The organism is Exiguobacterium sp. s143, from assembly GCF_018618895.1.
Classification (GTDB): Bacteria; Bacillota; Bacilli; order Exiguobacteriales; family Exiguobacteriaceae; genus Exiguobacterium_A; species Exiguobacterium_A abrahamii.
In genome coordinates this window covers 197,114-222,152 of record NZ_JACSMX010000001.1, presented here as the reverse complement: position 1 = coordinate 222,152, position 25,039 = coordinate 197,114, and the positions used below count along the sequence as shown (strand labels likewise).

At 48.2% G+C, this 25,039-nt stretch carries 28 protein-coding genes; 12 read left to right on the top strand and 16 right to left on the bottom strand.

Features of this window, described 5'->3' with window-relative positions; genetic code table 11:
- Window positions 1-17: 17 nt before the first annotated feature.
- Window positions 18-440 carry a hypothetical protein gene (locus KNQ03_RS01275; RefSeq protein ID WP_214723146.1) on the bottom strand — a complete coding sequence of 141 codons (423 nt, stop codon included), beginning with the start codon at window positions 438-440 and terminating at the stop codon, window positions 18-20.
- Between the two features lie 81 nt (window positions 441-521).
- On the opposite strand from KNQ03_RS01275, the gene KNQ03_RS01270 reads away from it, so the two are divergent.
- Complete coding sequence (locus KNQ03_RS01270; protein ID WP_214723144.1) at window positions 522-1,025, top strand: DNA topology modulation protein; 504 nt, start codon at window positions 522-524, stop codon at window positions 1,023-1,025.
- Between the two features lie 127 nt (window positions 1,026-1,152).
- Here the strand turns inward: KNQ03_RS01270 and KNQ03_RS01265 are convergent, their stop codons facing one another.
- Window positions 1,153-2,859, bottom strand: a complete 1,707-nt coding sequence (locus KNQ03_RS01265; RefSeq protein WP_214723142.1) for a methyl-accepting chemotaxis protein — start codon at window positions 2,857-2,859, stop codon at window positions 1,153-1,155.
- 162 nt (window positions 2,860-3,021) lie between these two features.
- Between KNQ03_RS01265 and KNQ03_RS01260 the strand changes: the two genes are divergently transcribed.
- Window positions 3,022-4,074, top strand: coding sequence for a C45 family autoproteolytic acyltransferase/hydrolase (locus KNQ03_RS01260; RefSeq protein ID WP_214723140.1), 1,053 nt, complete (start codon window positions 3,022-3,024; stop codon window positions 4,072-4,074).
- 40 nt (window positions 4,075-4,114) lie between these two features.
- Here the strand turns inward: KNQ03_RS01260 and KNQ03_RS01255 are convergent, their stop codons facing one another.
- The 4 genes from KNQ03_RS01255 to KNQ03_RS17200 form a co-directional block, all read right to left on the bottom strand.
- On the bottom strand, window positions 4,115-4,591 hold the full coding sequence (locus tag KNQ03_RS01255; protein ID WP_214723138.1) for a GNAT family N-acetyltransferase: 477 nt from the start codon (window positions 4,589-4,591) through the stop codon (window positions 4,115-4,117).
- On the bottom strand, window positions 4,573-5,151 hold the full coding sequence (locus KNQ03_RS01250) for a GNAT family N-acetyltransferase (RefSeq protein WP_214723136.1): 579 nt from the start codon (window positions 5,149-5,151) through the stop codon (window positions 4,573-4,575). Before KNQ03_RS01250 ends, KNQ03_RS01255 begins: the two co-directional genes overlap by 19 nt.
- A 34-nt stretch (window positions 5,152-5,185) precedes the next feature.
- The gene (locus KNQ03_RS01245; protein ID WP_133208596.1) at window positions 5,186-5,674 is read right to left on the bottom strand and encodes a GNAT family N-acetyltransferase; all 489 of its coding nucleotides are present in this window, start codon (window positions 5,672-5,674) and stop codon (window positions 5,186-5,188) included.
- Between the two features lie 108 nt (window positions 5,675-5,782).
- The gene (locus tag KNQ03_RS17200) at window positions 5,783-6,688 is read right to left on the bottom strand and encodes a methyl-accepting chemotaxis protein (RefSeq protein ID WP_214723134.1); all 906 of its coding nucleotides are present in this window, start codon (window positions 6,686-6,688) and stop codon (window positions 5,783-5,785) included.
- Window positions 6,689-6,952: 264 nt separating this feature from the next.
- Here KNQ03_RS17200 and KNQ03_RS01235 point away from each other — a divergent pair, with 264 nt between their 5' ends.
- The 3 genes from KNQ03_RS01235 to KNQ03_RS01225 are packed head-to-tail and all read left to right on the top strand — an operon-like array spanning window position 6,953 to window position 9,491.
- Window positions 6,953-7,936, top strand: coding sequence for an ROK family protein (locus KNQ03_RS01235; RefSeq protein ID WP_214723132.1), 984 nt, complete (start codon window positions 6,953-6,955; stop codon window positions 7,934-7,936).
- On the top strand, window positions 7,933-9,096 hold the full coding sequence (locus KNQ03_RS01230) for an MFS transporter (protein ID WP_064300940.1): 1,164 nt from the start codon (window positions 7,933-7,935) through the stop codon (window positions 9,094-9,096). The genes KNQ03_RS01235 and KNQ03_RS01230 overlap by 4 nt, the downstream gene beginning before the upstream one ends.
- A 17-nt stretch (window positions 9,097-9,113) precedes the next feature.
- Complete coding sequence (locus KNQ03_RS01225) at window positions 9,114-9,491, top strand: VOC family protein (protein WP_214723130.1); 378 nt, start codon at window positions 9,114-9,116, stop codon at window positions 9,489-9,491.
- A gap of 505 nt (window positions 9,492-9,996) precedes the next feature.
- Here KNQ03_RS01225 and KNQ03_RS01220 read toward each other — a convergent pair.
- Window positions 9,997-10,608: a DUF3885 domain-containing protein gene (locus KNQ03_RS01220; RefSeq protein WP_214723128.1), complete on the bottom strand. Its 612-nt coding sequence runs from the start codon at window positions 10,606-10,608 to the stop codon at window positions 9,997-9,999.
- A gap of 119 nt (window positions 10,609-10,727) precedes the next feature.
- On the opposite strand from KNQ03_RS01220, the gene KNQ03_RS01215 reads away from it, so the two are divergent.
- Window positions 10,728-11,195: a GNAT family N-acetyltransferase gene (locus KNQ03_RS01215; RefSeq protein WP_149427324.1), complete on the top strand. Its 468-nt coding sequence runs from the start codon at window positions 10,728-10,730 to the stop codon at window positions 11,193-11,195.
- A gap of 99 nt (window positions 11,196-11,294) precedes the next feature.
- On the opposite strand, the gene KNQ03_RS01210 is transcribed toward KNQ03_RS01215, so the two are convergent.
- Entirely contained in the window at window positions 11,295-11,618 is a 324-nt protein-coding gene (locus KNQ03_RS01210) for a DUF3784 domain-containing protein (RefSeq protein ID WP_214723126.1), read from the bottom strand.
- A 414-nt stretch (window positions 11,619-12,032) separates the two neighbouring features.
- On the opposite strand from KNQ03_RS01210, the gene KNQ03_RS01205 reads away from it, so the two are divergent.
- A complete protein-coding gene (locus KNQ03_RS01205; RefSeq protein WP_214723124.1) occupies window positions 12,033-15,254 on the top strand; it encodes an ABC transporter permease in 3,222 nt (1,073 codons plus the stop codon).
- A 114-nt stretch (window positions 15,255-15,368) separates the two neighbouring features.
- Here KNQ03_RS01205 and KNQ03_RS01200 read toward each other — a convergent pair whose 3' ends face one another.
- Complete coding sequence (locus tag KNQ03_RS01200) at window positions 15,369-15,653, bottom strand: hypothetical protein (protein WP_050677872.1); 285 nt, start codon at window positions 15,651-15,653, stop codon at window positions 15,369-15,371.
- Complete coding sequence (locus tag KNQ03_RS01195; RefSeq protein ID WP_214723122.1) at window positions 15,650-15,952, bottom strand: DUF2089 family protein; 303 nt, start codon at window positions 15,950-15,952, stop codon at window positions 15,650-15,652. The genes KNQ03_RS01200 and KNQ03_RS01195 overlap by 4 nt, the downstream gene beginning before the upstream one ends.
- Window positions 15,953-16,139: 187 nt before the next feature.
- On the opposite strand from KNQ03_RS01195, the gene KNQ03_RS01190 reads away from it, so the two are divergent.
- The 3 genes from KNQ03_RS01190 to KNQ03_RS01180 are packed head-to-tail and all read left to right on the top strand — an operon-like array spanning window position 16,140 to window position 18,196.
- Window positions 16,140-16,553, top strand: a complete 414-nt coding sequence (locus KNQ03_RS01190; protein WP_058265893.1) for a DUF4064 domain-containing protein — start codon at window positions 16,140-16,142, stop codon at window positions 16,551-16,553.
- Between the two features lie 24 nt (window positions 16,554-16,577).
- A complete protein-coding gene (locus KNQ03_RS01185) occupies window positions 16,578-17,267 on the top strand; it encodes an ABC transporter permease (RefSeq protein WP_149427320.1) in 690 nt (229 codons plus the stop codon).
- Window positions 17,267-18,196 carry an ABC transporter ATP-binding protein gene (locus KNQ03_RS01180; RefSeq protein ID WP_214723120.1) on the top strand — a complete coding sequence of 310 codons (930 nt, stop codon included), beginning with the start codon at window positions 17,267-17,269 and terminating at the stop codon, window positions 18,194-18,196. Before KNQ03_RS01185 ends, KNQ03_RS01180 begins: the two co-directional genes overlap by 1 nt.
- Before the next feature lie 105 nt (window positions 18,197-18,301).
- Here the strand turns inward: KNQ03_RS01180 and KNQ03_RS01175 are convergent, their stop codons facing one another.
- The 3 genes from KNQ03_RS01175 to KNQ03_RS01165 are packed head-to-tail and all read right to left on the bottom strand — an operon-like array spanning window position 18,302 to window position 21,176.
- The gene (locus tag KNQ03_RS01175; protein WP_214723118.1) at window positions 18,302-19,270 is read right to left on the bottom strand and encodes a FecCD family ABC transporter permease; all 969 of its coding nucleotides are present in this window, start codon (window positions 19,268-19,270) and stop codon (window positions 18,302-18,304) included.
- A complete protein-coding gene (locus KNQ03_RS01170; RefSeq protein WP_371743230.1) occupies window positions 19,267-20,250 on the bottom strand; it encodes a FecCD family ABC transporter permease in 984 nt (327 codons plus the stop codon). Before KNQ03_RS01170 ends, KNQ03_RS01175 begins: the two co-directional genes overlap by 4 nt.
- Window positions 20,251-20,309: 59 nt before the next feature.
- On the bottom strand, window positions 20,310-21,176 hold the full coding sequence (locus KNQ03_RS01165; RefSeq protein ID WP_371743245.1) for an ABC transporter substrate-binding protein: 867 nt from the start codon (window positions 21,174-21,176) through the stop codon (window positions 20,310-20,312).
- Between the two features lie 237 nt (window positions 21,177-21,413).
- Between KNQ03_RS01165 and KNQ03_RS01160 the strand changes: the two genes are divergently transcribed.
- Together KNQ03_RS01160 and KNQ03_RS01155 are read left to right on the top strand one after the other, a co-directional pair.
- A complete protein-coding gene (locus tag KNQ03_RS01160; RefSeq protein ID WP_214723114.1) occupies window positions 21,414-22,160 on the top strand; it encodes an arylamine N-acetyltransferase family protein in 747 nt (248 codons plus the stop codon).
- Window positions 22,161-22,163: 3 nt separating this feature from the next.
- Window positions 22,164-22,634 (top strand): NUDIX hydrolase, encoded by a 471-nt coding sequence (locus tag KNQ03_RS01155; protein ID WP_149427316.1) that lies wholly within the window; start codon window positions 22,164-22,166, stop codon window positions 22,632-22,634.
- Between the two features lie 44 nt (window positions 22,635-22,678).
- On the opposite strand, the gene KNQ03_RS01150 is transcribed toward KNQ03_RS01155, so the two are convergent.
- From KNQ03_RS01150 to KNQ03_RS01140, 3 genes are read right to left on the bottom strand one after another with little or no spacing between them, the layout of a single operon-like run.
- Window positions 22,679-23,380, bottom strand: coding sequence for a DUF554 domain-containing protein (locus KNQ03_RS01150; protein WP_214723112.1), 702 nt, complete (start codon window positions 23,378-23,380; stop codon window positions 22,679-22,681).
- A gap of 16 nt (window positions 23,381-23,396) precedes the next feature.
- Entirely contained in the window at window positions 23,397-24,329 is a 933-nt protein-coding gene (locus KNQ03_RS01145) for a DMT family transporter (RefSeq protein WP_214723110.1), read from the bottom strand.
- Window positions 24,329-24,994, bottom strand: a complete 666-nt coding sequence (locus KNQ03_RS01140; protein WP_174316277.1) for a GntR family transcriptional regulator — start codon at window positions 24,992-24,994, stop codon at window positions 24,329-24,331. Before KNQ03_RS01140 ends, KNQ03_RS01145 begins: the two co-directional genes overlap by 1 nt.
- Window positions 24,995-25,039: the final 45 nt, after the last annotated feature.

The following is a 25,039-nucleotide window of genomic DNA, read 5'->3' as shown; positions in this document are numbered from 1 at the left end:
TTTTTGAGTCAGCCTCTTCATTTGAATTCATGCTGTAAATCCTGTGGAAATCCTCCGTTTTTAAAGATAAAACTTGAAAGCCTAATCCGGTTCCCATCCATATCTAGAAAATAAGTTACGTTAGGTTCATTTGCAAATTCGACTTCGATTGAAGCCGGATTCGCCGAAGACTCATACGAAAATTTTTGTGTTTTTGTAGTGTAGACTTCATCCGGAAATTGCCGTGCTAATTCTATCTTAAGCAATTTCTCATCCTCAGCAATCTGTTGATTGACGAGCGTCGGTCGGATGTACCAAAAGGAACTACACCCGATTGCCACTAAACCAAGCAAAATCAAGCCATACCGCTTCCAACGCTGCGGCAGGAATATCACGCCGCAACCGATTACGAGTAGTGTAAAAACGATCGTCATCCCTTCGATTATGAAATTTGGTACCATCTCATTCACTCCTTTCGTTCTATCCTCGACTAGAAAACCGTGGTATGATCAATTTCTATGACAAAAAATAGGAGGTCTACGATGCGAAAGATCATTTTGATTGGTTCTGGTGGATCCGGTAAATCGACACTTGCCCGCGAGATGGGCAAAAAACTCAGCTATCCTGTTGATCACCTCGACAGTTTATTATGGCGTCCGAACTGGGAGACAGTTTCGCGTGAGGAACAACGCCAGATTCAACAAACACTTATATCGCGCGACACGTGGATCATCGACGGTAATTACAGTGGAACGCTTGATTTACGAATTGATGCCGCCGATACAATCATCTTCCTTGACCTACCACGGGCACTCTGTCTGTACCGGGCATTGAAACGGACGTGGCGCTATCGCAAGATCGGTCGACCGGATATGGCGGCAGGCTGTCCAGAGAAACTATCGTTTGATTTTCTGAAATGGATTTGGCGTTTCCCGATCGATAAACGACCGAATATCCTTTCAACGCTTACAGCGACGTCCGATAAACAAGTCATCCATCTGACGTCCCGTCGTGCTGTCAAACAATTTCTTCAATCACTTTCATAACATCTATCTGCTGCTACTTAACCTGTACATACGACGCCACACGCTTACTCCCCTGCTTGTTTTCCATTCATTACCACAAATAAAAAAACGACCATGATGAATTACCTCATGGTCGTCGTTCAATATCTTACACGGTGAATCTGCCTGTGACTTGTTTTAAATCATCTGCCATCGTCGCGAGTGATTGGGACGCGGATGAGATTTCTTCCATCGATGCCATCTGCTCCTCCGTCGAAGCGGAGATGTTTTGTGTTCCGGCAGCAGTCCCTTCCGTCACTGCTTGAATCGTTCGCATGACGGAGGCAATCTGCTCACTCGCTGCCGCCATTTCCTGTACGGCACCGGACACTTCTTCGACGTGCCCTGTCACGTCGGTGATCGCTGTCTCGATTTCTAAGAATGAGGCACCGGCTTGATCAGCGACGGCAATTCCACTCGTCATCTCGGTCGAAACCTTCTCCATCGAGGCGACCGATGCTTCCGTCTCTTGTTGAATGACACGAATCAACGACTCGATCTGTTTTGCCGAGACCGCCGACTGCTCCGCGAGCGTCTTGACTTCCGCTGCGACGACGGCGAATCCGCGTCCTTGTTCGCCAGCACGCGCTGCTTCGATTGCTGCGTTTAACGCGAGCAAGTTCGTCTGTGCCGCGACACCTTTGATCGAATCCGTGATTTGTCCGATTTCCTGCGATCGGTTACCAAGACCGTCAATGACGTGGCTCAGTCGAGAAACATCTTCTTGAATCCGTCCCATTTGGGTACCGAGTGTTCCGACGACTTGACCACCGAGTGCGACTTTTTCCATCGCATCCGCTGTGCGTTCCGTCATTTGTTGGGCATTACCGGCGACGTAACGGACCGACGTCGTCAACTCTTCGATCGTCCGTGAGGCATCCGATACTTGATGCAATTGTTGACTAGCACCGCTTGCCATCTCTTCCATCGTCACGGCGACCATTTCCGTTGCTTTCGTCGTCGATTCCGCGTTGACGCTTAACTCATCCGATGCGACAGCGACGCGGTCAGCCGTACCCGTTAGTTCAAGCACGACTTGTTGCTGTGACGCAATCATCTCGTTGAAGGACGTCGTCAACTGTCCAAGCTCGTCTTTTGAGTCGTATGTTCCACGGACGGTCAAGTCCCCGTTCCCTGATTGATCCATCCACCCCTGCAATTGACGAATCGGACGCGTGATGAGACGTGTAATGTACATTGCAAGTCCTGCAAACAAGAGGACCGCGAGTAAAAAGATGCCGAGCATTAAGTAAAAGGCCGTTTGTTTTTCTGCTTGATTCTGAGCGTCTAACGTCTTCGCTTGTTTTGTCATCGAAGCCATCAACGACTTCGCAGAATCCGCGACGTTATCCCGAACTTGTTCCAGACCTTGCGTGTATGCCGTATAGGCTTCTTCGGTTTCGTTGCGCGTCGCCGCATCCTGGACGATTGTCATCGAATTATCATAGGCTAGGACGTTATCCTTTAATTCTTCAAGCTGTTTCTTCTCTTTAGCATCGAATTGCCCTGTTTTTTCGACCTTCGTGACCGACGAACGAATCTGCGCCTGACGCGTATCGATCTCAGCTTGCAGTTCCGTGACCCGCGTATCGTCCTTCGTTAACATCATCTCGACTAAAAACGAATCGAGCGCGCGTGTATCGATCCGGATTTGCGCCACTTCCTGGATCGGTATTAAGTTTTTCTGATACATCGCTCGGGAAGCATTCGACATCTGATTTAAGAAATAAAGTCCTGCTCCCGCAATCAAAAGCATCGCAACGACGGCTGTTGCGATCAAAGCTTGTATCTTCCGTCTGACTGACATGTGTTTCATTCCATCCCCTCCCGTTTTTGTTATCGGTATAAGAATGAAAAAGTTGACTATTTTTTCAATATTCCCATACTTTAGATGTGCTTCAGTAAAGACTTGCCATACGACATTCTCCCTCGCGTTCGATATAATCAGCATACAGCAGTTGAAGAAAGGATGAATCGTATGCAACGTGTAGCCAATGAGATCACACAATTCCGCGGCAGTCATTATGAGTTCGGTCGCGAACAAGGACGTTACGTAAAACGAAACCAGTTGCTCCATAACCGGGAAGACAACTGGAAGATCCGTGTTCCGCGCTTTCAAGTCGATCCGGTCGAGACGAAGGAGATGTTTCTCCGGTACGCCCCGCATATTTGGGACGAGTTACTCGGACTCCAGGACGAACTTGAACTGTCGCTTCCGGATACGTTACTCCATTTCGGGCATTATCGGGTCGAAGGACCGAAAAGCGGTTGTTCGATCATGACAGGTGATAATTTCCTCGTCCGCAACTATGATTACCATCCGATGACATATGATGGTCGATTTTCCGTCTTTCAACCGAACGATGGCGGATCAGCGATCATCGGTCCGGCATCACGGGTGACCGGTCGGATGGACGGGATGAATGAACATGGTCTTGCGATGGGCTATAACTTCATCAATCGTCGGCGTCCGGGCGATGGGTTCGTCAGTTTCATGATCGGGCGGATCATCCTCGAGATGTGCACGTCGGTCGACGACGCGATCTCACTCGTCAAGGAGATTCCGCATCGCGGATCGTTCACGTATGTCGTCCACGATAAATCGGCGCGTTCGTTCGTCATCGAGGCGACGGCGCGGGATGTGCAAGTGCGCGAGACAAACATGTGCACGAACCACTTTGATTTGCTACAGCATGAAAACCGCTATCACCTCGATGACTCGAAACGTCGGATGATGGAGCTAAAGACGCATCAACATATGATTCAAGATGCGGAGTCCGCTTTCCGACTACTCAACGATACCGATAAAGGTGTCTTCGCTGATTTATATGCGCAGTGGGCGGGAACGATCCATACGTCTGCCTACTTCCCGGAAGAGTTGAAGGTCTGGTTCGCGCTCGGTGGTGATCAGGAACCGGTCACGTTCGACTTTGCCGACTGGCTCGCTGGCAATGACTTCACAGCAAGCGAGATCACGGGTGAACTGGAGACAAACATTCAGTTCGCGAATACATTACAGACGTGGCGTTAAACAAAAAGGATTCCTCCTGCTTGCACAAGAGGAATCTTTTTTAATGGCTGTCATCGAGACGTTTCGACATATAATAATCCGTTTTTTCATACCCAAGCGAGTCATACACATGAATCGCCCGTTCGTTATGCGCGAAGACATGTAAGGAGATTTTCTTGACGTTCATCCGTTTTAATATCACTTCTAGTGATCGGAGCGCTTTCTTGCCGTAGCCTTTGTTCTGCTTGTCGGACGTAATCTTGACGTCGAAGATGAAGGCGGAACGTCCGCGTGATTCTTCCGTCACATGGACCCAAACCATCCCGATGTCGCTATCTGTCTCATCACGAAACGTAAACAAATAATGATCCTTCGTTTTCAAACCTTCTGGCAACAGCGCCGCGAACTCTTCAGTCGCCTTCTCAAGCGACTCGTTCTCTGACCACGTACCAGCGCGACACTTATCTGCCGCATATTCCTCGATTGCTACCGGTAGATACGACTCATAGGTCGCCTGATTCATTGGCTCGATACGCATGCTGCCACCTCCTTTGTTTTTAACCAGTCCTGCTTTAACATCGCATAGACGACAATGTCATGATACGTCCCGTATAATTTCTCGGCGTCCCGTAAGACGCCTTCTTCCTTGAAGCCGAGTCGTTCCGGGATTCGTCTGCTCCGGACGTTTCCAGTCGCACACTCGATGACGACCCGGTTCAAGCCGAGCGTCTCAAAACAGTAGTTTGTCACGAACCGGACGACGTCCGTCATGACGCCTTTTCGAAGTCCCTTTTCTCCTAAATAATAGCCGAGCGACGTTTGCCCAAGGTGTTGATTAATCTCATGCAAACCGATCGTTCCAACGAGCTCGTCCTCAAGATAAATGCCACATGTAAAGCCGTTGCCATCGGCGAATTGTTGCAGCCATGCTGGAATGACGATCTCCTGATATGTACTTGTCTCTGTTGCACCATCGACCCAACCAAGCCATTCGCGGAGATGTGCGCGATTGGCATCGACGAGGGCGAATAATCCTTCCGCATGGTGCCGTTCAAACAATTGAAGCGATACGTGATCGGATACTTGTAATCTGAACATGACCTCTCTCCTTTCTAGTACCTGTTGTTTGACATCACGTCGACGTTTCCCTGCTTGACGTCACGTTCCATTCCATTCGTCTCGAGCGGACAGCCATTCCGAGTGCCTCGTAAAAGGCGATCGCTTCTTGATTGGCGTCATCGACGCCGAGTTCGATTTTGTCACAGCCAACCGTTTCCGCATGTGCGTAAGCGGCTTGCATCAATCGTTTCCCGACGCCTTGTTTTTGATGCGTATCCGCAACGACGAGACTGATGATGCGTAAGTAATGCTTATCGAAGACGAAACCGCTCCCTTCGACGATGTCTTCCTTTAGGACGATCACACCGGCAAGCCCGTCTTGTTCCGCAACGAGTAATGCAAAATCTGGATTCTCGAGTTGCGACAGAAATAAGTCTTCCGGAACCGGCATCTCGTGCGGACGGTAATGATCGGGTCGTAAAGCGACGTGTTGATCGTGGATTTGCTGGAACAATGGAATCAAGGCCTGAAAATCGTCAGGACGAGCAGTGCGGATATTCATCAGAAGTTCGCTCCCTTTCCGTTTTGTAGTATATTAACATATTATTCCAAAGTATAGGGGTACTTTTATACAAAAAGGCACTCCGTTTACCGGAATGCCGTCTCTCACTTAAATTGCTTTTGTAAAGTCTTGCGCTGTCTCCGTTAACGTCGATGCCGCACTTTGAACGTCATGGAAGCGATCGACCGTTTCTGCGACGACCGTGACGCTTGCTTGTGCATCCGACGTTGCTTGCGTCATCGCACGGGCAATCCGCTGCAGTTCATCATTCATTCGCTGCGTCGTCTGTCGAACATCGACAACGGCTTGTTCGACGAGCTTTGAGAGATTTCGGACTTCCGTCGCGACGACATTGAATCCTTTGCCGTGTTCTCCGGCTCGCGCTGCCTCGATCGATGCATTCAGTGACAAGAGATTCGTCTGTGACGCAATTGTTTTGATCGTCTCAGTCACTTGAGCGATGTCCTGCGCCTGGCGTTGCAGCCGTTCAATCGTCTGATGGTTATCACGGGTCGTCTCGGCCATCTGTTCGATCGTTCGCCGTAACGCTTCGCTTTCCTGCTCGCCATGCGTCGATCGTGTATTCAAATCACTAGCAATCGTGTCAAACGAAGTCGCGAACTTTTGAATCGTCTGCTGACGATTCGTAATATCGGAGGCAATCTTCAAGACACCGGTCACTTCCGTTCCATCGTAAATCGGCATATAGGTTGCTTCTAGCCAAATCGATTGACCATGCGCATCGATGCGTTCAATTTTATCTGCCATACTGAAGCCACTAAACAGCTTCTGCCAAAATGCTTGGTAACTGTCACTCATTGCAAACTCCGTCGTGCAGAAGAGGTTGTGTTGCATCCCGATCATCTCTTCTCGTTTATATTTCATCGTCTTTGCGAATAAACCATTGACGTCGACGACACGACGTTGCCGGTCGAATCGAATCATTGCGACATTATCTCGCAGGGAGGCTAAAATATCTTGGGATCCTAGGTCGGTTGAAAGTTGGGTGGTCATGATTACAAGCTCCTCTCGCCATCTACCTCCTGTTACAGGCTATCCAAGATATTACAAATCGGAATAGTATGAATTAAAGATATATGACTAAAATTTTTTATCTTCTTTTTATATATCCAGACAACGATAGGATGAAACGTTATTTCTCTAAATATTCTTATCCTACACCTCTTTTTTAAACTTGTCTTTTTCTTCCGACCTGCTATACTCAAATCAAAACTTATTAAACTTTTTTAATAAGTGATGTAGATTGGAGGTCTTTGTTTGACTGAACTCATTTCACTTACACGTCACGCTTTTTTAGTCGACCATCTGGATACGATCCCTGCGATTCGTCAAGTCTTGGATGTCAGTTTTCCGACTGCGAGCAAACAGATCGATCAGATGATCGCTGCTCTTGAAATTGAAGAGACACCACTTGAATTGGTTCGCGGAGGGCGTCCGGCAAAACGGTATCGCTATCGCGCGGATCGCTTCCACGGACTCGCTCTATATCTCGAACGCACGTATCTGCAGTATCGCATCCACGACGTCGGTGGACATCTGATCGCAACGGATCGGTTGACGTTCGATTCGTCGGATCATGTATCTGTTTTATTGAAAACGCTGACAACATTACTTGACGATCATCCATATATTCAAACGCTTGCGATTGGTGTCGCTGGTGCCGTTGATACAACCGGCACGATCCTATTCGCCCCAGATTATCCGACGCTTGACGGTCGCCCCTTGCAACAAGAACTGACTGAGCGGTTCGGGCGACCAGTCATCGTCGAAAATGACATGAATGCGGCGGTTCGGGCGCAAGCTCCTGATAACAAGGCGACCGTCTACATTTATCTTGGCACGAACGGACCGGGTGCCGGTGTCGCCGTTTCAGGTCGTGTCGTCCGAGGAGCGCATCACTTTGCTGGAGAGATCTCGTTCATTCCGTTTGACGAGAAACGAAATGTCGGTCAAGTTCTTGCGACAAGCTCGCCTCACTCTGACGACTGGTATGAGGCGTTGAGCCGGATCATCCTCTCGTTTAGCGTCACCTTGAACCCAGATGTCATCTTGTTTACAGCGTCAGATGTCTCGGATGACGGATTAGCACGTTTGACGGATCGATGCGCCAAGCGCTTTCCGCTCGACAAATTACCTCGGTTGCGGCAAGGCGACTGGGAAAACGATTATTTGGATGGTTTGATGCAACTGAGCATACAATCATTCATTGAACAAATTCCGTTAGGAGGACTCACCCGATGACCCGTCTACTATTACCTTTGATTTATTTGGCTTTCATCAGTCTTGGTCTTCCGGACGCGTTACTCGGTACAGCGTGGCCCGTGATGCGGCTCGATCTCGACGCACCGCTCGACATGGCGGGATGGCTCTTCATGACGATTGCTGCCGGAACGATCGTCTCGAGTCTGTTTAGCGGTCGTCTGATCGAACGTTATTCAACGGGTCCAATCACGGCAGTTTCTGCCGGTTTGACGGCACTGGCGTTGATTGGTTTTTACGTTGCTCCGTCCTTGATTTGGCTCTTCGTTCTTGCGATCCCGCTCGGACTGGGTGCTGGAGTCGTTGACGCGGCATTAAACCACTTCGTTGCCACCCATTATCAAGCGCATCACATGAACTGGCTCCATTGCTTCTGGGGCATCGGTGCGACGGCTGGTCCGCTCATCATGGCTGGCGTATTGCTCGATTCCGGCTGGCGTTTTGGTTACCTCGTCGTCGGTGCATTGCAACTCGTTTTGATGATCATCTTGATCGTCAGCTTACCGCTCTGGAAACGGGCTCCGAAACACGTGTCTGAACAGGTTCAGACCGTAAATACGTCGTCCGGAAAACCACGCGGATTGATTGCCGCACTCGCAGCGTTCTGTTTTTATTGTGGAGCCGAGGCGGTCGTCGGGCTGTGGGGCAGTAGTTATCTTGTCCAAGTCCGTTCCTTTTCCGTGACGTCAGCAGCGACGTGGATTTCCGTCTACTACGGAAGCATCACCGCGGGGCGTTTCATAAGTGGTTTTCTGTCGCTGCGCTGGTCGAATCGTCGTTTGATTCGTGTCGGTCAATGGACGGCATTCGTCGGAGCTACCTGTTTCATCCTCGCACCCGCTGCCTGGATGCCGCTTGGTTTCGTACTTGTCGGGCTTGGTCTCGCACCGATTTATCCGGCAATGCTCCATGAGACGCCGGTTCGCTTCGGGGAGGCTGCGGCGCAACGGCTGATGGGGGTACAAATGGCATTCGCCTATACCGGTAGTACCTTCATGCCGCCATTGTTCGGCTGGCTGGCGACGTCCTATTCCTTATCGTTGTTCCATTGGTTTACGATCAGTCTCATCTTCTTGATGCTGGTCGCTACGGAAGGGTTGAACCGGATGTTGTTCAGACAGCGATTGGCAAAAGCGTCTTGAAAAAAGGAGGAATGGAGATGAAGATTGAACATATCGCCCTCTGGGTGGCAGACCTTGACGGGATGCGTCAATTCTACGAAACACATTTTGATGCTACGGCAGGCGATCGGTATCATAATCCGACGAAAGGGTTCACATCGTATTTCCTGACATTCTCGAGTGGTGCGCGTCTTGAGTTGATGCAACGGACGGATATCACGGAACGGACGATGAATGCGCTCGGGTATGCCCACTTCGCCTTTTCGCTCGGCAGCAAACAAGCGGTCGACGACTGGACGGCTCGGTTACAGGACGCAGGTGTACAACACCTTGACGGTCCCCGGACGACGGGTGACGGGTATTATGAAAGTACAATCACGGACCCGGAAGGTAATGTGATCGAGTTGACGGTCTAATGTTGAAACGAAACAATCCCTCATTCTGATTAGAGTGAGGGATTGTTTGTCGATTGATAGCTGTTCCATCGTTTGCTGCTTGTTGGTATATCTCGTGACGAGTAGGTGTATGACACGCATTTCATTCAGACTATCTTTAGGCGACGATTACAAAACTCTTTCACTGTAAACATTTGTAATGTTATGCTAAAAAAGAACCAAATTATGACTATGCGTATTCATTTTCGAGGAGGTAGTTTATGCGAAAGCATCTAGGATGGATCTCAATCGGCATCGTGGTTTTCACTTTCCTTACTGTTAAGCTCTTACCGTTCAATGGTTTTTGGGGTACGAACTATATGTTAGTTGGACTATTGCTTGCGCTAGTGTGCGCCATCATAAGTCTAAGAAATACGGGGAAAATCCTCGCGTTAACATTGCTCACTTCTCTATTAGTTCTTTTTATTTTTTCAGTGATCGGCTTCTTAGCACTAGCTTGAGTATTTCTAAAAGCGATTAAAATCGATTAGCTGATATCATTACGATATTTCTTCTTGAACATATCATACGTTGCTGAATCACCGAACAAAAGGAAACAACCGCGATCATCATAGATATTCAAAACGATATTTCGATCTACGTTCACGAAAAAGACTTCCGGATAGTATGTATACGTTTGACGAAATCTTAGTTGTAGCGGCGGGAAATCCTGATTGCAGATTGCTTTGATTACACGCTTATAATCTAACGCGGTTTTGTTCGGTAATAACACGGCATATTCGGATACCTGCTCTTCTTCATCAATCACTCTCTCTACGAACTTTATGTTGTATTGATCTTCTCTACGTCTTAAATGACGAAACACTTTCGTCGCTGACTTTTGATACTTACCGCGCTCACTTCTCACATGCACGACGAAAAAAAGGGGGTCCTCTTCTCGGAATAGATCCTTAAACAGTTCGTTCGATTTTTCGTATGCCTGTTTGAAGTATTCCTCATTGATTTCATCTGAATTTTTCTTTAACTGATAAAGATTTTTCACTAAGTCTACGTGAATTACTAAATCCTTCTTGACGAAGGAACGATCAAATAAGTTCACATTCCCAAAATGTTGTTGTAAGTATTGTTCTAAGTTCATTCCAAAGCTCCTTTATTCTGATGAGGACAGATGTACTGTTTTAAATAACTACAATCGTATGTTGCAGGACGAATCGATTTAATGATCGATACAATAAGTGTAGAAAGGAGGATAAGAAGATGATCATTGATACATTATCGAATCATCCTGAACAATTAGAAGTGGTTTCCACAATGATTCATACCGAATTCGTTCAAAAGAAAAAAGGGACGGCACCTTATGAAAAAGTAAAAGCATTTTTAGACAAAAAACCAAGTGAACCTTACCCTGTGACGTTCGTTGCCTTAGATGATGTCACGTGTATCGGAACCGTCTCCCTCTTTGAAAATGACTTGAATGAACGACCAGCCTATACGCCTTGGCTCGCTTCTTTATTCGTTGAAAAAGTCTATCGGAATCAAGGGATCGCGCAGCAACTCATCAATCAATTAATCATCTACGCCAAATCACGACAGATCACAACAATCTATTTAAAAACAGAAAACGCTTCAGCATATTATAAAAAATTAGGATGGACATTGGTCGAAACGATCGAGACGACGGAGTTACCCATACACATTTTTTCATACACGATTGATGAGGTTTGATATCTTCATATGAACGACGAAAGTCATTTCGATGTTAATTGTCTTAAAGGATTTCTCATTATGGTTTAAATGATGGAGGTCTTGCTGACGTGAACAAAATTATCTCTTTTTCTTGAATCGGTCACTCGTGTTCGAATAGACGACTGCGAATACAATAAGAAAGAATAGTAGCATGACGCCCAAAGTAAACAAAGAGTAATATCCAAACAGCTCACTCCCCGCGAACAACAGGATGCTAAAACAAACGCCGTACATGATCTTACCCATGAATTGACATAGGGCGACTTCGTCGTAGTGTTCTTTCTTACTTTCAGACAACGTATTATATCCTGCAAGCAGTGATGCACCTTTTCCTCTCGATAGAACGATAGCAAACACCAGCAGAGGAACAAGGATTACAAAATAAACAATGGATTCGCTCATGACCATCCGCTCCTTTCTCTCGTTTTAATGTAAGACACATGTAAATTCATTAACGCTTTTATACTCCTTCAGGTTTCATAACCTTTTTGAATTAATCACATAAATCGTATTATGTAGATTTTTTCCTATCATGAGCACATGATAATATGTTTGTCCCCTTCAATGTCATTCTTAAGTTGAATCATTGACTCATTTTTCTGATTTTTCTGTTTTTATAGCCCGATTTCTAAACCTTCTATTATAATTAGGTAATGATTGGTTTTTTTACTTACATATGGAATAAAAACACTCATTTAAAGGAGGGTTCGCACATGACTGAATCGGTACACATCCATAGCTATACGTCACTTCAGTCGACGGTCGATGCAAGGTCCATCACAAGACAGTACATCTTACTCCAGGAGGGGTTTGCCGATGCTTAAGTTCATCTGGAATTCCTGGTGGCGTAATAAAGAGCGATTCATCCTGCTACTTGTCGGCGTTCTGATCGTCAGTACTGGACTGAGCTATTTGATCGGAACGACGCAAGCCAATAACGGAACCGTCGTCGATGAACTGCAAAAGCGCTGGGGCTCCTCTTACGACATCGTCGTTCGACCAGAAGGCAGCCGCAGTGTGACGGAAGACTTGAAGTTACTCGAGCCAAACTATATGAGTGGTCTCGATGGTGGGATCACTCGCAAGCAGTACGACACGATCAAGCAGATTGCTGACGTCGAGGTTGCTGCCCCCATCGCGATGATTGGGTATAACCAAACACTTTCGAGTATCGGTACGCATACGATCGATCAAGAAGGGATTTATAAACTGACGATCAAAGACACGCAAGATACCGGGTTACAGAAAGAATCCTCGAGTGGGGTCACCTTCTTAGCTGCGGGATGGGAACCTACAGAAAATGCAGTAAAATCAGGCGTGTCCCCCCTTCCACTTGGAAAGCAGCCTCTTTTTGAGTATGGGAGTCAAGTCATGATTGCAGGGGTTGACCCTGAGGCGGAAGCTGCACTCGTCGGCTTAGATAAAGCGACGACCAAAGGAACCTATAGTAACTATTTTTCAAAAGATGATCAGGTCACCTCGTTTGGTGAAGACGGTGTCCAAATTCCGATCCTGTTGAACAATCGTGAATACGTGGACGCGTCACGCATCTACACGTACGAAAAAGTGGAGCTGCCGTCGAAAGAAACATCCATTAACGATCTGGTACAACAGGTCGAACAAAAAGGCGGAAAAAAATACTTAGACTCCTTACCGACAAGTGGTGCGAAACGTTATACGATCACGACACAAGATGTCCAGAAAAAGCTCGTCAATGATATTTTGAAACATACGTTACCGACCGCTGAAGAGACGAACAGTAATTCCTTTACGTGGATTGCCTTAAAACCGTCTCCGATCGACTACCGCTCAATCAAAAGTCCGTACGCATCACGTTGGCCGTTCACCTACCAAGTCCAACCGAAACAAGTCGAGCAAGATTCCTTACTCGCTAAACGCAGCATGTACCGGGAAGCGCGGATGTTCGGAAAAGATAGCGTGGATTGGCCCAAAGTCAACTTGAACTATATCGGGGTCTTCGATCCGAAGAAATTGAACATCTCGAAAGATCCGCTAACGGAACTGCCGATGGAGACGTATTTCCCGTCAAAAGCCCAGTGGGTGATGGATAAGAATGAACGTCCGGTCAATCCGGTTCGAGACGTTAAACCGACGAATGATCCATATGATTTCCTGACGAAACCACCGTCGATGCTGACGACGCTCGATGCTGCGTTCAAAATTCGTGGTGCCAAAGCAATCTCAGCCATCCGCGTCAACGTTAAAGGTGTCGAGACGATGAATGCCACTAGCGAGAAGAAGCTCCAACAGGTAGCGACAGAAATCGAACAGAAGACGGGTTTAATCACGGACGTGACCCTCGGCTCGTCACCGCAGCTTGCCTTGACCTATTTACCGGGTCTAAAAGACGAATCAGCACTCGGCTGGGTCCAACAACCGTGGATAAAACTCGGCTCGTCGATTGCGATCTTCCAGGAAGCAAAAGTCGGGATGAGTGGCATCATCGCAAGTGTCATCGCTGTCGCGCTCGTCTATGTCTTCAGCTCGAACATCATTTTGCTGTATGCACGAAAGAAAGAATTCGCGATTTTACTATCACTCGGTTGGCGTCCGCGCCAGCTGTCAAAACTACTGTTCCTCGAAGCCACGCTGCTCGGGACACTCGTCGTCTTGATTGCCTGGACGATTCTCGGTTCGTTCTGGGTCACGACGGACAACCCGATTGCAATCGGTCGAATTTTATTGATTGGTCTTGCTGGTTTACTTATTTACTGGGGTGGAACCCTCGTGCCGATGACGCTCATCCGTCGGATCAAACCGTACGAAAGCATGCGTTTCGGTGAAGTCTCAAAAGGTCGCCGTTTCGTCCGCGCGCGTAGCGTGCTTGGGATGAGCATCAACCAGCTCGTCACCCACTGGCAACGGACATTACTCTCCGTCGTCGCGATTGCCTTACCGACGAGTTTGTTCATATTCTTCTTGTTTATCACGTTCCGACTGAAAGGTGTTTTGTATGCAACGTGGCTCGGCGAATATGTCGCACTCGAAGTCGGGACGATGCACTACGTCGCGATGGGTGTCGCTTTACTGATTGCCATCCTGACGACGACCGAAATAATGTGGCAAAACGTCAATGAACGGAAAAGTCAGCTCGCCGTCCTTAAAGCAACAGGCTGGCAAGACGGTCAAGTTCGTTTACTCGTACTAAGTGAAGGCATGATGACAGGGCTCTGCGCTGGTGTGATTGGTCTTTTGACAGCACTTGGAATGATTGGCTTCGTTTACGGACAATTTCCGGTCCAAGAGCTTGGTTTCCTCAGCATCATGCTCTTGATTCCTGTGATCACCGGCGTGTTAGGCGCCTTACTTCCTGCCGAGCGTGCCGTCCGGATTACACCAAATGCCGCACTCGGTAGTATCGTCGAAAATACGCAAGCAACAGAACGGCGTTTCAAATGGGCACTCGGATCCATCGCCGCTTCCTTGTGTATCGGAGTGGCCAGCCTGTTCTTGTTCGCCTCAACGGAATCCTCGACGACTACAACACAGAGTGCTCCTCAACAACAGACGAGCGGACATAAATTAAAGGATTTGGCTTCAGAAACGAAATCATCTGATGACAAGAAAACAGGTGATCAAGAGGCGGCAATTAAAAAACTAATGGAGAAAGGAGTTATTCAAACCTATCCGGGTGATCCGAAAGCAAAATATGAGCTATTTTATGCTAAATCACTCGTTCCAACACCAAAAGAACTGAATTTAAAGGAAAAGCTTGGTTATCGGTATGTCACAATTCCTGTCTTTATGTACAACTCGGATATACAAAGTAAAGGTGCATATTCAACTTACAGACCAGGAACATTTACGCTGACCTCGCTAGACGGTAAAGAATATTCTACCGTCGATTATGTCAATCATAATGAAAAAGCATTTAAGAACGGCTATCAGTACTTCGCTCCATATAAGTCACTTGTCGACTTAGTCTATCAAGTTCCTGACGATCAAAAGGTATTTGTTCTTTATGCATCAGATGAGGCTTTTCCAAAGGATACGACAGTGAAGATTGAACTCGATTAAAATGAACGGAATATGAATATAGTCCTTAACACGTAAATGAGAGTAGCCTCTGTTTCATCATCGAAACCGAGGCTACTCTCATTTTTTACTAAAAAAGATATGTATGGTTGTAACTCACAACGTATCGTGCACGCGCATCCGTTCTAATTCTTTTTCTTGATTCTCTTTAAGCTTCTTTCGACCACGCGACCATTGTTCCCACAGTGAAATCATACCGACCCCTAAAATCAATACATAGGCTAAAAAACTATTGTATCTACCATCAAAGTAACGCCATGTCAGGAAAATCACTAAAACGATTGGCATGATGATACCGAGATACGGATTATGACGACTCGATAAAAAATATTGTATTCCTAAACAGATACTGATAATTAGAGCAGAAATGAAAAAGTTCATTGGTTGTTACCCCTCTCAAGTCGATATTTTTCGATTATTTTTTTGGCATCTTCAATCGTGACCCGGTCTTCGATGGCCATTTGTTTAATGTATGCGATGAACGGTTCATTCTCAATTTTCTCATTCACTTCGATTTTCTGAATGATCCGATCGACGCGAATCCGGACTGTGGGATAGGAGACATCATAATGTTTCGCCAGTTCTTTCAAAGAACCCGAGCTTACAATGAATTTTTTAACGAATTCCACCTCTTCCAATTCTAGAGATAAAACCCAATCTGGAACATCATCTTTTTTCATTTTCCATTTCCCTCCCATGTCACCATAATAGCATCCAATTAAATAAAGTTAAAGTATTTTTGATATTAATTAAACATTTAACCAATAAATAATTAAAATATATTCATTATTTCGCTTGTCATAGTGATTCGAGTCATGGTAGTTTAGGAATGTCAAATCGGAAAAATAAGGAAAAGGGGTGTTTTACTTGAAAAGAACAACGGAATACATATTTGCTGTCATCGGTATCGTCTTGTTTGGATCATTATGTTTAGGTGGGTTTCTATTGTCTGGATCGATTGCGGATCACGCTGGCATGAAGGAGTTGGTCGATCAATTCATCCAAGATGAGAACATTACGGATGTCACGTCTACCCAAATCCTCACATCCTTCCAACAATTCTTCTTGTACCTTGGTGCCGTCTCTCTCTTATGTACGATAGGCGGAATCGTCTCGATCGTCCGGATTCGCAAAAACGGTTCAGCAGGAAAGATGTTGATCATTACTGCAATTCTCGGTGGGATCTTCACATTACTCGCCGGTGTCTTTGGTTCAATCGCTTATTTGATCGCCGGTATCACTAACGTCACGAAGAATAAAAAGATAGCACGGCAATACTAAACTCAAACAGAAAGGTGTGTCGATATGTTCGCGATTACACTTCGAGAATTTAAATCGCTTTTCCAAAGTATTCGAGCCATCCTGATCATCGTCGTCTTGTTCGGTGTGACGATTGGTTCCGCTAAGCTTGTCAGCCAGTTCAAAGGACAACTTAGTGATCTCGGTCTAGGTGACAACGCCTATATCATCGGTTTGATGCTGCTTCTGTTCTTAGCATCTCCTTTATTCGTGACGAGTATTTCTCATAGTAGCGTCAACAAAGAGATCGAATCGAAGACGATTCGTTTTCTTGCGACGAAAACATCTCGTGAGAACATCATTTTCGGAAAGTTTTTAGGCAACGTCTCGTTCTGGGTCCTCTGTCTGACAGTTGCCCTCTTGTTGATCGTTCCGTTTTCAAAATCGTTCCCGATCGTCGATTTGATCCAAAGCATCATCTTCGTCTCTTACTTCATCGGTCTGTCGCTGTTTCTTTCGACAGTCGTCAACAGCTCTGCAATGACGATGTTCGTCGGTATCTTCATCTCGATCGCGCTTCCGGTCATTGGGATGTGGAGTCTTATTTCGAAGAATGTCATCGTTGATACGTTGTCTTACTTGACGCCCTATTATTACTACACGCAAGAAAACACTGCATACACGTATCTTGTCTTGATCCATATCGCCGTCTTCGTCATCGCGAGCTTGATGATCTTTAAAAGGAGAGATTTATGATGCTAGCCCTTCGCGCAACCAATCTAACGAAACAGTACGGCAATAAGACCGTCGTCAACCAGTTGAATCTCGAAATCAAACAAGGGGCCATCTTCGGCTTCCTTGGTCAAAATGGCGCCGGTAAATCAACATTCATCAACATGATCACGGGTCTTGTCCGCCCGACATCCGGAACGTTCGAGTTACTCGGAGCACCGAACGATTCCTTGAAGGACGTCCGAACTCGAATCGGCGTCCTGCCGGATTACTCGACCTTTTACGAAAACTTCACGGCGCTCGATCACTTGAAGTATTTCAGCAAAGTCCTCGGTCTGAAGACGACAACGGACGAGTTAAAGCAACTCCTCCGTGATGTCCAACTCGAAGACGCAATCGATGTGAAAACGAAGAACTACTCGTTCGGGATGAAAAAAAAGCTCGGGATCGCCCAAGCTCTGATTAATCGACCAGAAATGCTATTTTTAGATGAACCGACGTCTGGCGTGGATGCCAACTCGATTCTCGGGATTCATACTTTGATTCGCAAGATCGCAGCAGACGGAACGACGATTTTCTTAACGTCCCATAACTTGGACGAGGTCGAAAAACTGTGTACGGAGATTGCGATCATGCAGGACGGAACGATTCAGACGCAAGGCACGATGGAGGAGTTACGGGAACAACATGAGAAGAACATCACCGTTCACGTAAAACATGCGTTGCTCGACAATGATACACAACAACATCTGCAGACCAAGTTGTCGACACTTGCGAAAGACGTCAACGTCTCCTCTACTCACTCGACGTTCATCGTCCAAAGTGAACACGATATTGCTACGATCAATAGCTACCTCGTCTCGCAACAGGTTAACGTGTATCGACTCGAAGTCGAGGAAGCGTCCTTGGAAGAGATCTTCTTGAATCTAGGTTCGGAAGTACGCTCAGCATAAAGTGAAAAACATGCCTCATGATGAATTAAACAAAAACTTCTATAAAACAATCCCCCTCATTCCGATTACGAAATGAGGGGGATTGTTTTGTTCACTTTCATCCGTTCAAGCCGCCCGCTCTCTTCGTAAGAGATACAGGAAGTACGGTACACCGATGATTGCTGTGATCAATCCAGCTGGTACTTCAAGCGGCGGATGAATTCCACGACCGAGCGCATCAGCGACGACGAGTAACCCACCGCCGAGTAACAGCGCCATCGGTAAGACGGCGAGATGTTTATGTCCGACGAGACGACGTGCCATATGTGGGGCAATCAGACCGATGAAGCCAATCGCACCGACCGTTGCGACGGCAACACCGGCTAGGACGACAGCGAGCGCCAAGAAGACGTGCCGCGTTCGCTGAATCGGTAAGCCGAGACCGATGCTGACTTCCTCACTAAGTGATAAGACATCGAGTTGACGATGGCGATAGAAGAGGATCGCACCGATCACGACGAGCACAGGCGCTAAGATCAACACTTCCTGCCACCCTTTCCCGAACAGACTTCCAGCAAGCCAGACGAGTGAATCGTTCGTCTGAAGTGGAAATTTAATCAACAGGTATTCTGTTCCCGAGGCACAGATCGCACTAACGGCAATACCAAGTAACGCAAACGAACTGCGGGAGACGTTTCCTCCCCGTTCAAGCATCATCAACGCCAGCATGACAAGTGCTGCTCCGATGAAGGCGGCGATCGGTGTCAACAAGAGCGGACCATCCGGCACGAGGGCGATCGTCAAAACAGCGAACAGAGACGCTCCGTTCGTCACTCCGATCACGTCCGGTGAGATCAATGGATTACGGATGACGCTTTGTAAGATGACTCCAGCAAGAGCGAAACTCGCTCCTGCTAAAAAGGCGAGGACCGTTCGCGGCAGCCGGTAATTTTGGACGATGAAGGCATCCTTTCCACTAAAGAACGACTGCCAGAGTTCCGTTAACGATAACTGAATCGAACCGACCGACAGTAAGGAGAAGCTTGTGACAAGGACGATTACTGCGACAAGTAGAATCCGACGCCTCTCTCTCATCGTAATCCCCCTTTCATTTGGCGGCGTGCCAAGATAAGGAAGAAAGGTGCCCCGAGCAATGATGTCACGATGCCGACTGGTGATTCATACGGATAGGCGATGAAGCGCGCCAGGACATCGGCGTACGTCAACAACAGACCACCGATGACGGCAGAGACGGGTAAGACGATCCGGTAGTCCTCACCAACAAGGCGACGCGTGATATGCGGCACCATCAGACCGATGAAGCCGATCGCTCCGGCAACGGCAACCGTTACCCCTGCGAGTAACACGACACTGATGCCGGCAAGCAGACGGATCCACGTCACTTTTTGTCCGAGTCCGACCGCGACGTCTTGCCCGAGTTGGAAAACGGCGAGCGACTTCGCGAGACTTGCCGCAAGAATCAAACCTGCGAGCGACCATGGGAGAACGATCCGGAGTTCGAGCCAGCTTGCGTCACTGAGCGAACCGGACAACCAGTACAAGACGTTCGTGATCCGGTCGTTGAACAAAATCAAGCCTTTCGTTAGCGACGTCAACAAGAGATGAATCGCCATCCCGACGAGGGCGAGTTTTAACGCCGTCATCCCGCGAATCGAAGCGAACGAAAAGACGAGCACGCCACCGAGCAAGGCACCGGCAAAGGCGAAGTAAAGCAAGTTCGCCGTCCCGAGTGACGGAAAGACAAGGAGACTGACGACTACAAGAAACGACGCACCGGCGTTGACACCAAAGACTTGTGGTGAAGCGAGCGGATTACGCGTCACGGCTTGCATGATCGCTCCAGCGACGGCAAGATTCGCTCCGAGCAACAACCCGAGTAAGAGACGCGGCAACCGCAGATTCGTCAGGACGAGTCCCGCTTTAGAGGTCGTGCCACTGATCCACTCCTGCACTAAGTGGATTGGATTCATCTGTGTGATACCAAAGAACAAGCTACTATAAACGGCCAAGCAACTGAGTAAGATAAGTACGAAAATCAGACGTTTCCGCTGCACCGGATCTTTCCCCTTTCATCAAGACGAAAAGCCAGATTGCTCCGGCTTTTTGTCGTTCGTTATTTCTGTTTGAGCAATTGAATTGCTTCGTCAACGATTTGTTCAGCAGCGTCCAGACCACGGTAACGTGTCCAGAGGTCACGATTGACTTCGTAGACTTCTCCGTTTTTGACCGCTGTGATCTGATTCCAGAGCGGATTATCCTTCCATTCTTTCAGTAACTTCGGATCGGCTTCCGCCATGAAGATGACGTCCGGATCCCACTTGACCATCTGCTCTAACGTGATCGTCACAGTCGGTTCCGCTGTTTTCGTAACGGCATTCTCGATACCGATCTTCTCGAGCAGCTCACCGTCAAACGACGTCTCACCGTGTGCTGTCAGTGAATCGGCGCGGAAGACACCGACCATGACTTTCCGGTCATCTTTTGGATCAACCTTCTTCTTCGCTGCCTGCAAGCGCTCTTCATGAAGCGCAAGGCGATCGTCCATCTGTTTCGTTTTGCCGACCGCTTCCGCAATCGTCTTGAACGAATCGATGTTCTCTTCATACGTCGCATTGCGACTCTTCAAGATGATCGTCGGTGCGATTTCTTGCAATTGCTTGTAAATTCCTTTATGACGATTGAAGTCGCCGATGATCAAGTCCGGTTGCAAGGAACTGATCACTTCAAGATTCGGTTGTTGGCGTGTACCGACTTCCGTGAACTCGATGTCTTTTCCGAGTAATCCAGAGACATCCGTCTTGTTTTCTTGTGCAATCCCGACCGGTGTGATGCCTAGTTCGTCTAACGCATCAACGAACGAGAATTCGAGCGCGACGACCTTCTTCGGCTTTTCCGGTACTTTCGTTTTTCCTGCTTCGTGCGTAATCGTCCGCGTCTTTTCGTTCGATTGCTCTGCTTGACTAGAACAAGCCGCAAGCATCAAACTGCTCAACACGAGGAGCGTCAACGCTGTCATCCAAGTTTTCCGTCTCATGGTGAGACCTCCTTTGATTCGTGATTCGACATTGAGAATCATTCTTAATTAATCCTGTCTCAGCATATCAAAGATTTCCATCGAACAAAAGGGAAATCCTTATTTTCAGATAATATAGGCTAACATTCACATTCTCTGAAGCAATATGGGATAATCAGGTAGTGAACAAAGGAGGGATCAGAGATGGATTGGATGAAAGACTTAGAACAGCGAATTGCGTTTCCGCTCGATGCAATCACGTTTGATCAGTTACCTGACTTACTCGAAGCCTTCGCCTACCAGTTACCGTTCGAGAATACGACCGTCCTTGAGAAGCGAATCCGTCCGTTTAGCGACGAGCGCTTCATCGAGACGTTTCTGACAGAACGACGCGGTGGTGTCTGTTATGACTTAAACGGACTGCTGCACCGGGTCCTGCAGGAACTAAATTGTCCCGTTCGACTCGTTCAAGCGACTGTTTACGATACGAAGTCGGACGCCTGGTCAGCGACCGGACCGACCCATGTTGCGGTCATTTGGAATGAAACGCACTTGCTCGATACCGGCTTCGGCGTCAATTTACCGCTCGTTCCTGTTCCGTTGAGTGGGGAGACCGTTGATTCCGCAAGCGGCAGTTACCGGATCATCAATGATGACACACTTGAGATGAAGCGGACGGGACAAGCGAGATTTGTGACAGGTTACCGGTTCGACCAAGAGACACCCATTACAACAGATGACTTATCGAAGATGGAACAGATCATCCAGCAGAGCGACGCTTCGCCGTTCAATAAAGGTCGCCTCGTTGCAATGCGGACGCCGCGCGGACAAAAGACGTTGACTGAGCGGACGTTACGGATTGAAGAAACGACGACGACCGAGTTACCGGTCGCAGGTCCCGCCCAATTCGAGATGCTGTACAACACACACTTTTTAGGACGGGAGTCGTAAATCATGGATCGTTATACACTTTGTTTAATCCGACACGCAGACCACTTTTTACTCGTCAATCGGCAAAAACGTCCGGCGATGGGCATGTGGAATGGTGTCGGTGGTAAGATCGAACCGGGCGAGACACCGGAAGCCGCCGTCATCCGCGAGACGTTTGAAGAGACAGGCATCACGCTCACCTCAGTGACATCAAAAGGCATCGTTCGCTTACATGGGGAAGAGACATCTGGCATGTACCTCTACCTGGCTGATTTAGAAGATCGTCCGTTTCCAACACCGGTCATGACAGTTGAAGGAATCCTCGATTGGAAATCACTCGACTGGATTTTAGGCGACGATAACATGGGTGTCATCAGCAACCTCCGGCACTACCTACCGATTGTTCTGTCGACCGAACACCCGTTACTGCATGACTTCCATTACGATGGACATACAATCACGGCATACGAGACACATGAATTAATTGAGACATAACACAACATCCCCGCTTGTCCTTTCGGACAGGCGGGGATGTCTCGTTAGAATAGATGTAAGCCCGTCACGATGACAGCAACGATAACAATGCCCGGTAACAAGTTCGCGACGCGGATCTTCGTGATTCCGGCGAGATTGAGACCGATCGCTGCAATCATCACCCCACCGGTCGCCGTCATCTCCAAGATGAATTCTTGCAGCGCGGCGTCGGGAATGAACTTCGTGATCGCAACGGCACTCAGTGCAATCGCCCCTTGATAGATAAAGACGGGAATCGCTGAGAACATGACGCCGATCCCGAGCGTTGAACTGAGGACGAGCGCCGTGAAGCCGTCAATCAACCCTTTCGTATAGAGGACATCGTGATCCTGACGCAGTCCACCGTCGAGCGCACCGAGGACACCCATCGCTCCGATGACGAAAATCAACGTCGCGGTGACGAAGCCTTCGGCGATATTTGATGGACGACCGCGACTGATCTTACGCTCGAGCCAAGCCCCCATCCGGTCGAGCTTCTCATCGAGACGGAACCATTCCCCGATCGCACCTCCGAGAACAAGACTACCGATGACGATCAAAAAGTTCGTGCTTTTCATTCCCATCTGGATCCCGAGGACGACGACGGCTAGACCAATCGCTTGCAAGACCGTCTCCTTCATCCGTTCCGGAATCCGGTGGAACATCAATCCGAGCAACGTCCCGATGATGATCAGGACGGTATTGACGAGTGTACCTGTTAAAACCATCTGACAGCCTACTTTCTCAATTGATTTTTCGTTTCGCAGGACGGACGACCGTCCGCTCCGCCTGATTCAAGCTATGCAACGTCATCCCGAGCATGACAAGGATGATGCCGAGTGTCGCGAGTCCCGTCGGTAGTGCCGCATGGAGAAACAGAATCTCGCCGAGAACGGTGAAGACGATCTCAAACGACTGCGTCGCTTCGATCGCAGCTAACCGGACCGGTTCCGTCCGGACGAGCGACGTCGCGTAGAAAAAGAGCGATGTCGCGATGACGCCCGAGAATAAGGCGACGAAGCCGGACTGAGTCACTTGACTGACACTCGGCAAACCGACTTGTATGTAAGCAATCACCGAGAGAACGATCCAAAACGGTAAACTCGCGATCGTCATCCCGAGGATCCGTTCAAAGACGTCGAGCTCCTCCCCATACCGTTCCATCATCTTCCGGTTCCCAAGCGGATAGGCGATCGCAGCGACGAGCACCGGCAAAGCACCGAACAACAGCGACTGTAGCGATAGACTTCCTGCGACGGATAACTGCATGACGACGACGCCAAGGACGATCAAGACGGAATACTTAAGGGCCGACCACGGAATCCGTTGCTTGAACAAGGGAGCAAGCAGCGGTCCGGCTAGGATCGTCAATTGCCACGTTCCGGCAATCAGCCAGCCCGGCGCATGATCGGCAGCAAGACAGATGCTACCGTAAAACAGTCCGAAACCGATCGTTCCGTACAGTAACCAAAAACCGAAGTCGGCTCGCAGTGCCTGTAAGACGCGACCAATTCCCCGACGCATCAAGACGATGACGACGAAGAACGGCAACATCAAGAAGAAGCGAAGCGACGCACTGTAGATCCAGTGCCCCCCTGCTCCTTGCATCGATTGATTCAAGATGAAGGTGACGGCAAAGAACATCGCCGCCAAGATCCCATAAATGATTGGTCGCATCAGCGCTCCTCCTTTAGTGTCGAGACGAGTAAACGTCCGAGCCCGTTCCAGTTATGTTCCGTCGCCTGGACGAGCTGCTCGACATCCCGTTGTTGACATGCAATCAAAATCGCCGCATGATCGGCAATCGATTGGCGTCCGAGTCGATCGAACTGGGCGTATTCAAGCCGGCGGATCAGCGGTGTTAATCGGCGAATCGTTTCTCGTAGCTGAGCGTTCTGACTGCGCAACACAAAGACATCGTGAAAGGCATCGTCTAACGTCAGTGCTGTCTCCGTCTCCTGTTGATCGATTGCCGTCGTGAACTGTTGATGGATCGTCTGAAGTTCCATCAAGTCGTCTTCCGTCAATTGCGGTCCGGCAAGACGCGCTGCCAGCCCATGCAGCGTCGCGATGATTGGATAGGTTTGCTGTGCCTGTTCAGCGTCAAGCTCTGTCACGATCGTCCGCGAGCCCCGTTTCGCAAAAATCAATCCTTCCTCCTCGAGTCGTTTCAAGGCTTCGCGGACCGGTGTCCGGCTGACTCCGAACATTTCCGCGAGCGCTTGATCGTTCACCTTCTCGCCTGGGGCGAGGCGTAAAGTGATGATGTGATGCTGTAAACGTCGATATACTTCCTCACTGAGAGGAAGTCGTGCAATGGCTAAATCATCTGTAGGTTTCATACAAGTAATATATTACATATTAATCATTGATACTAGCTTTATTCA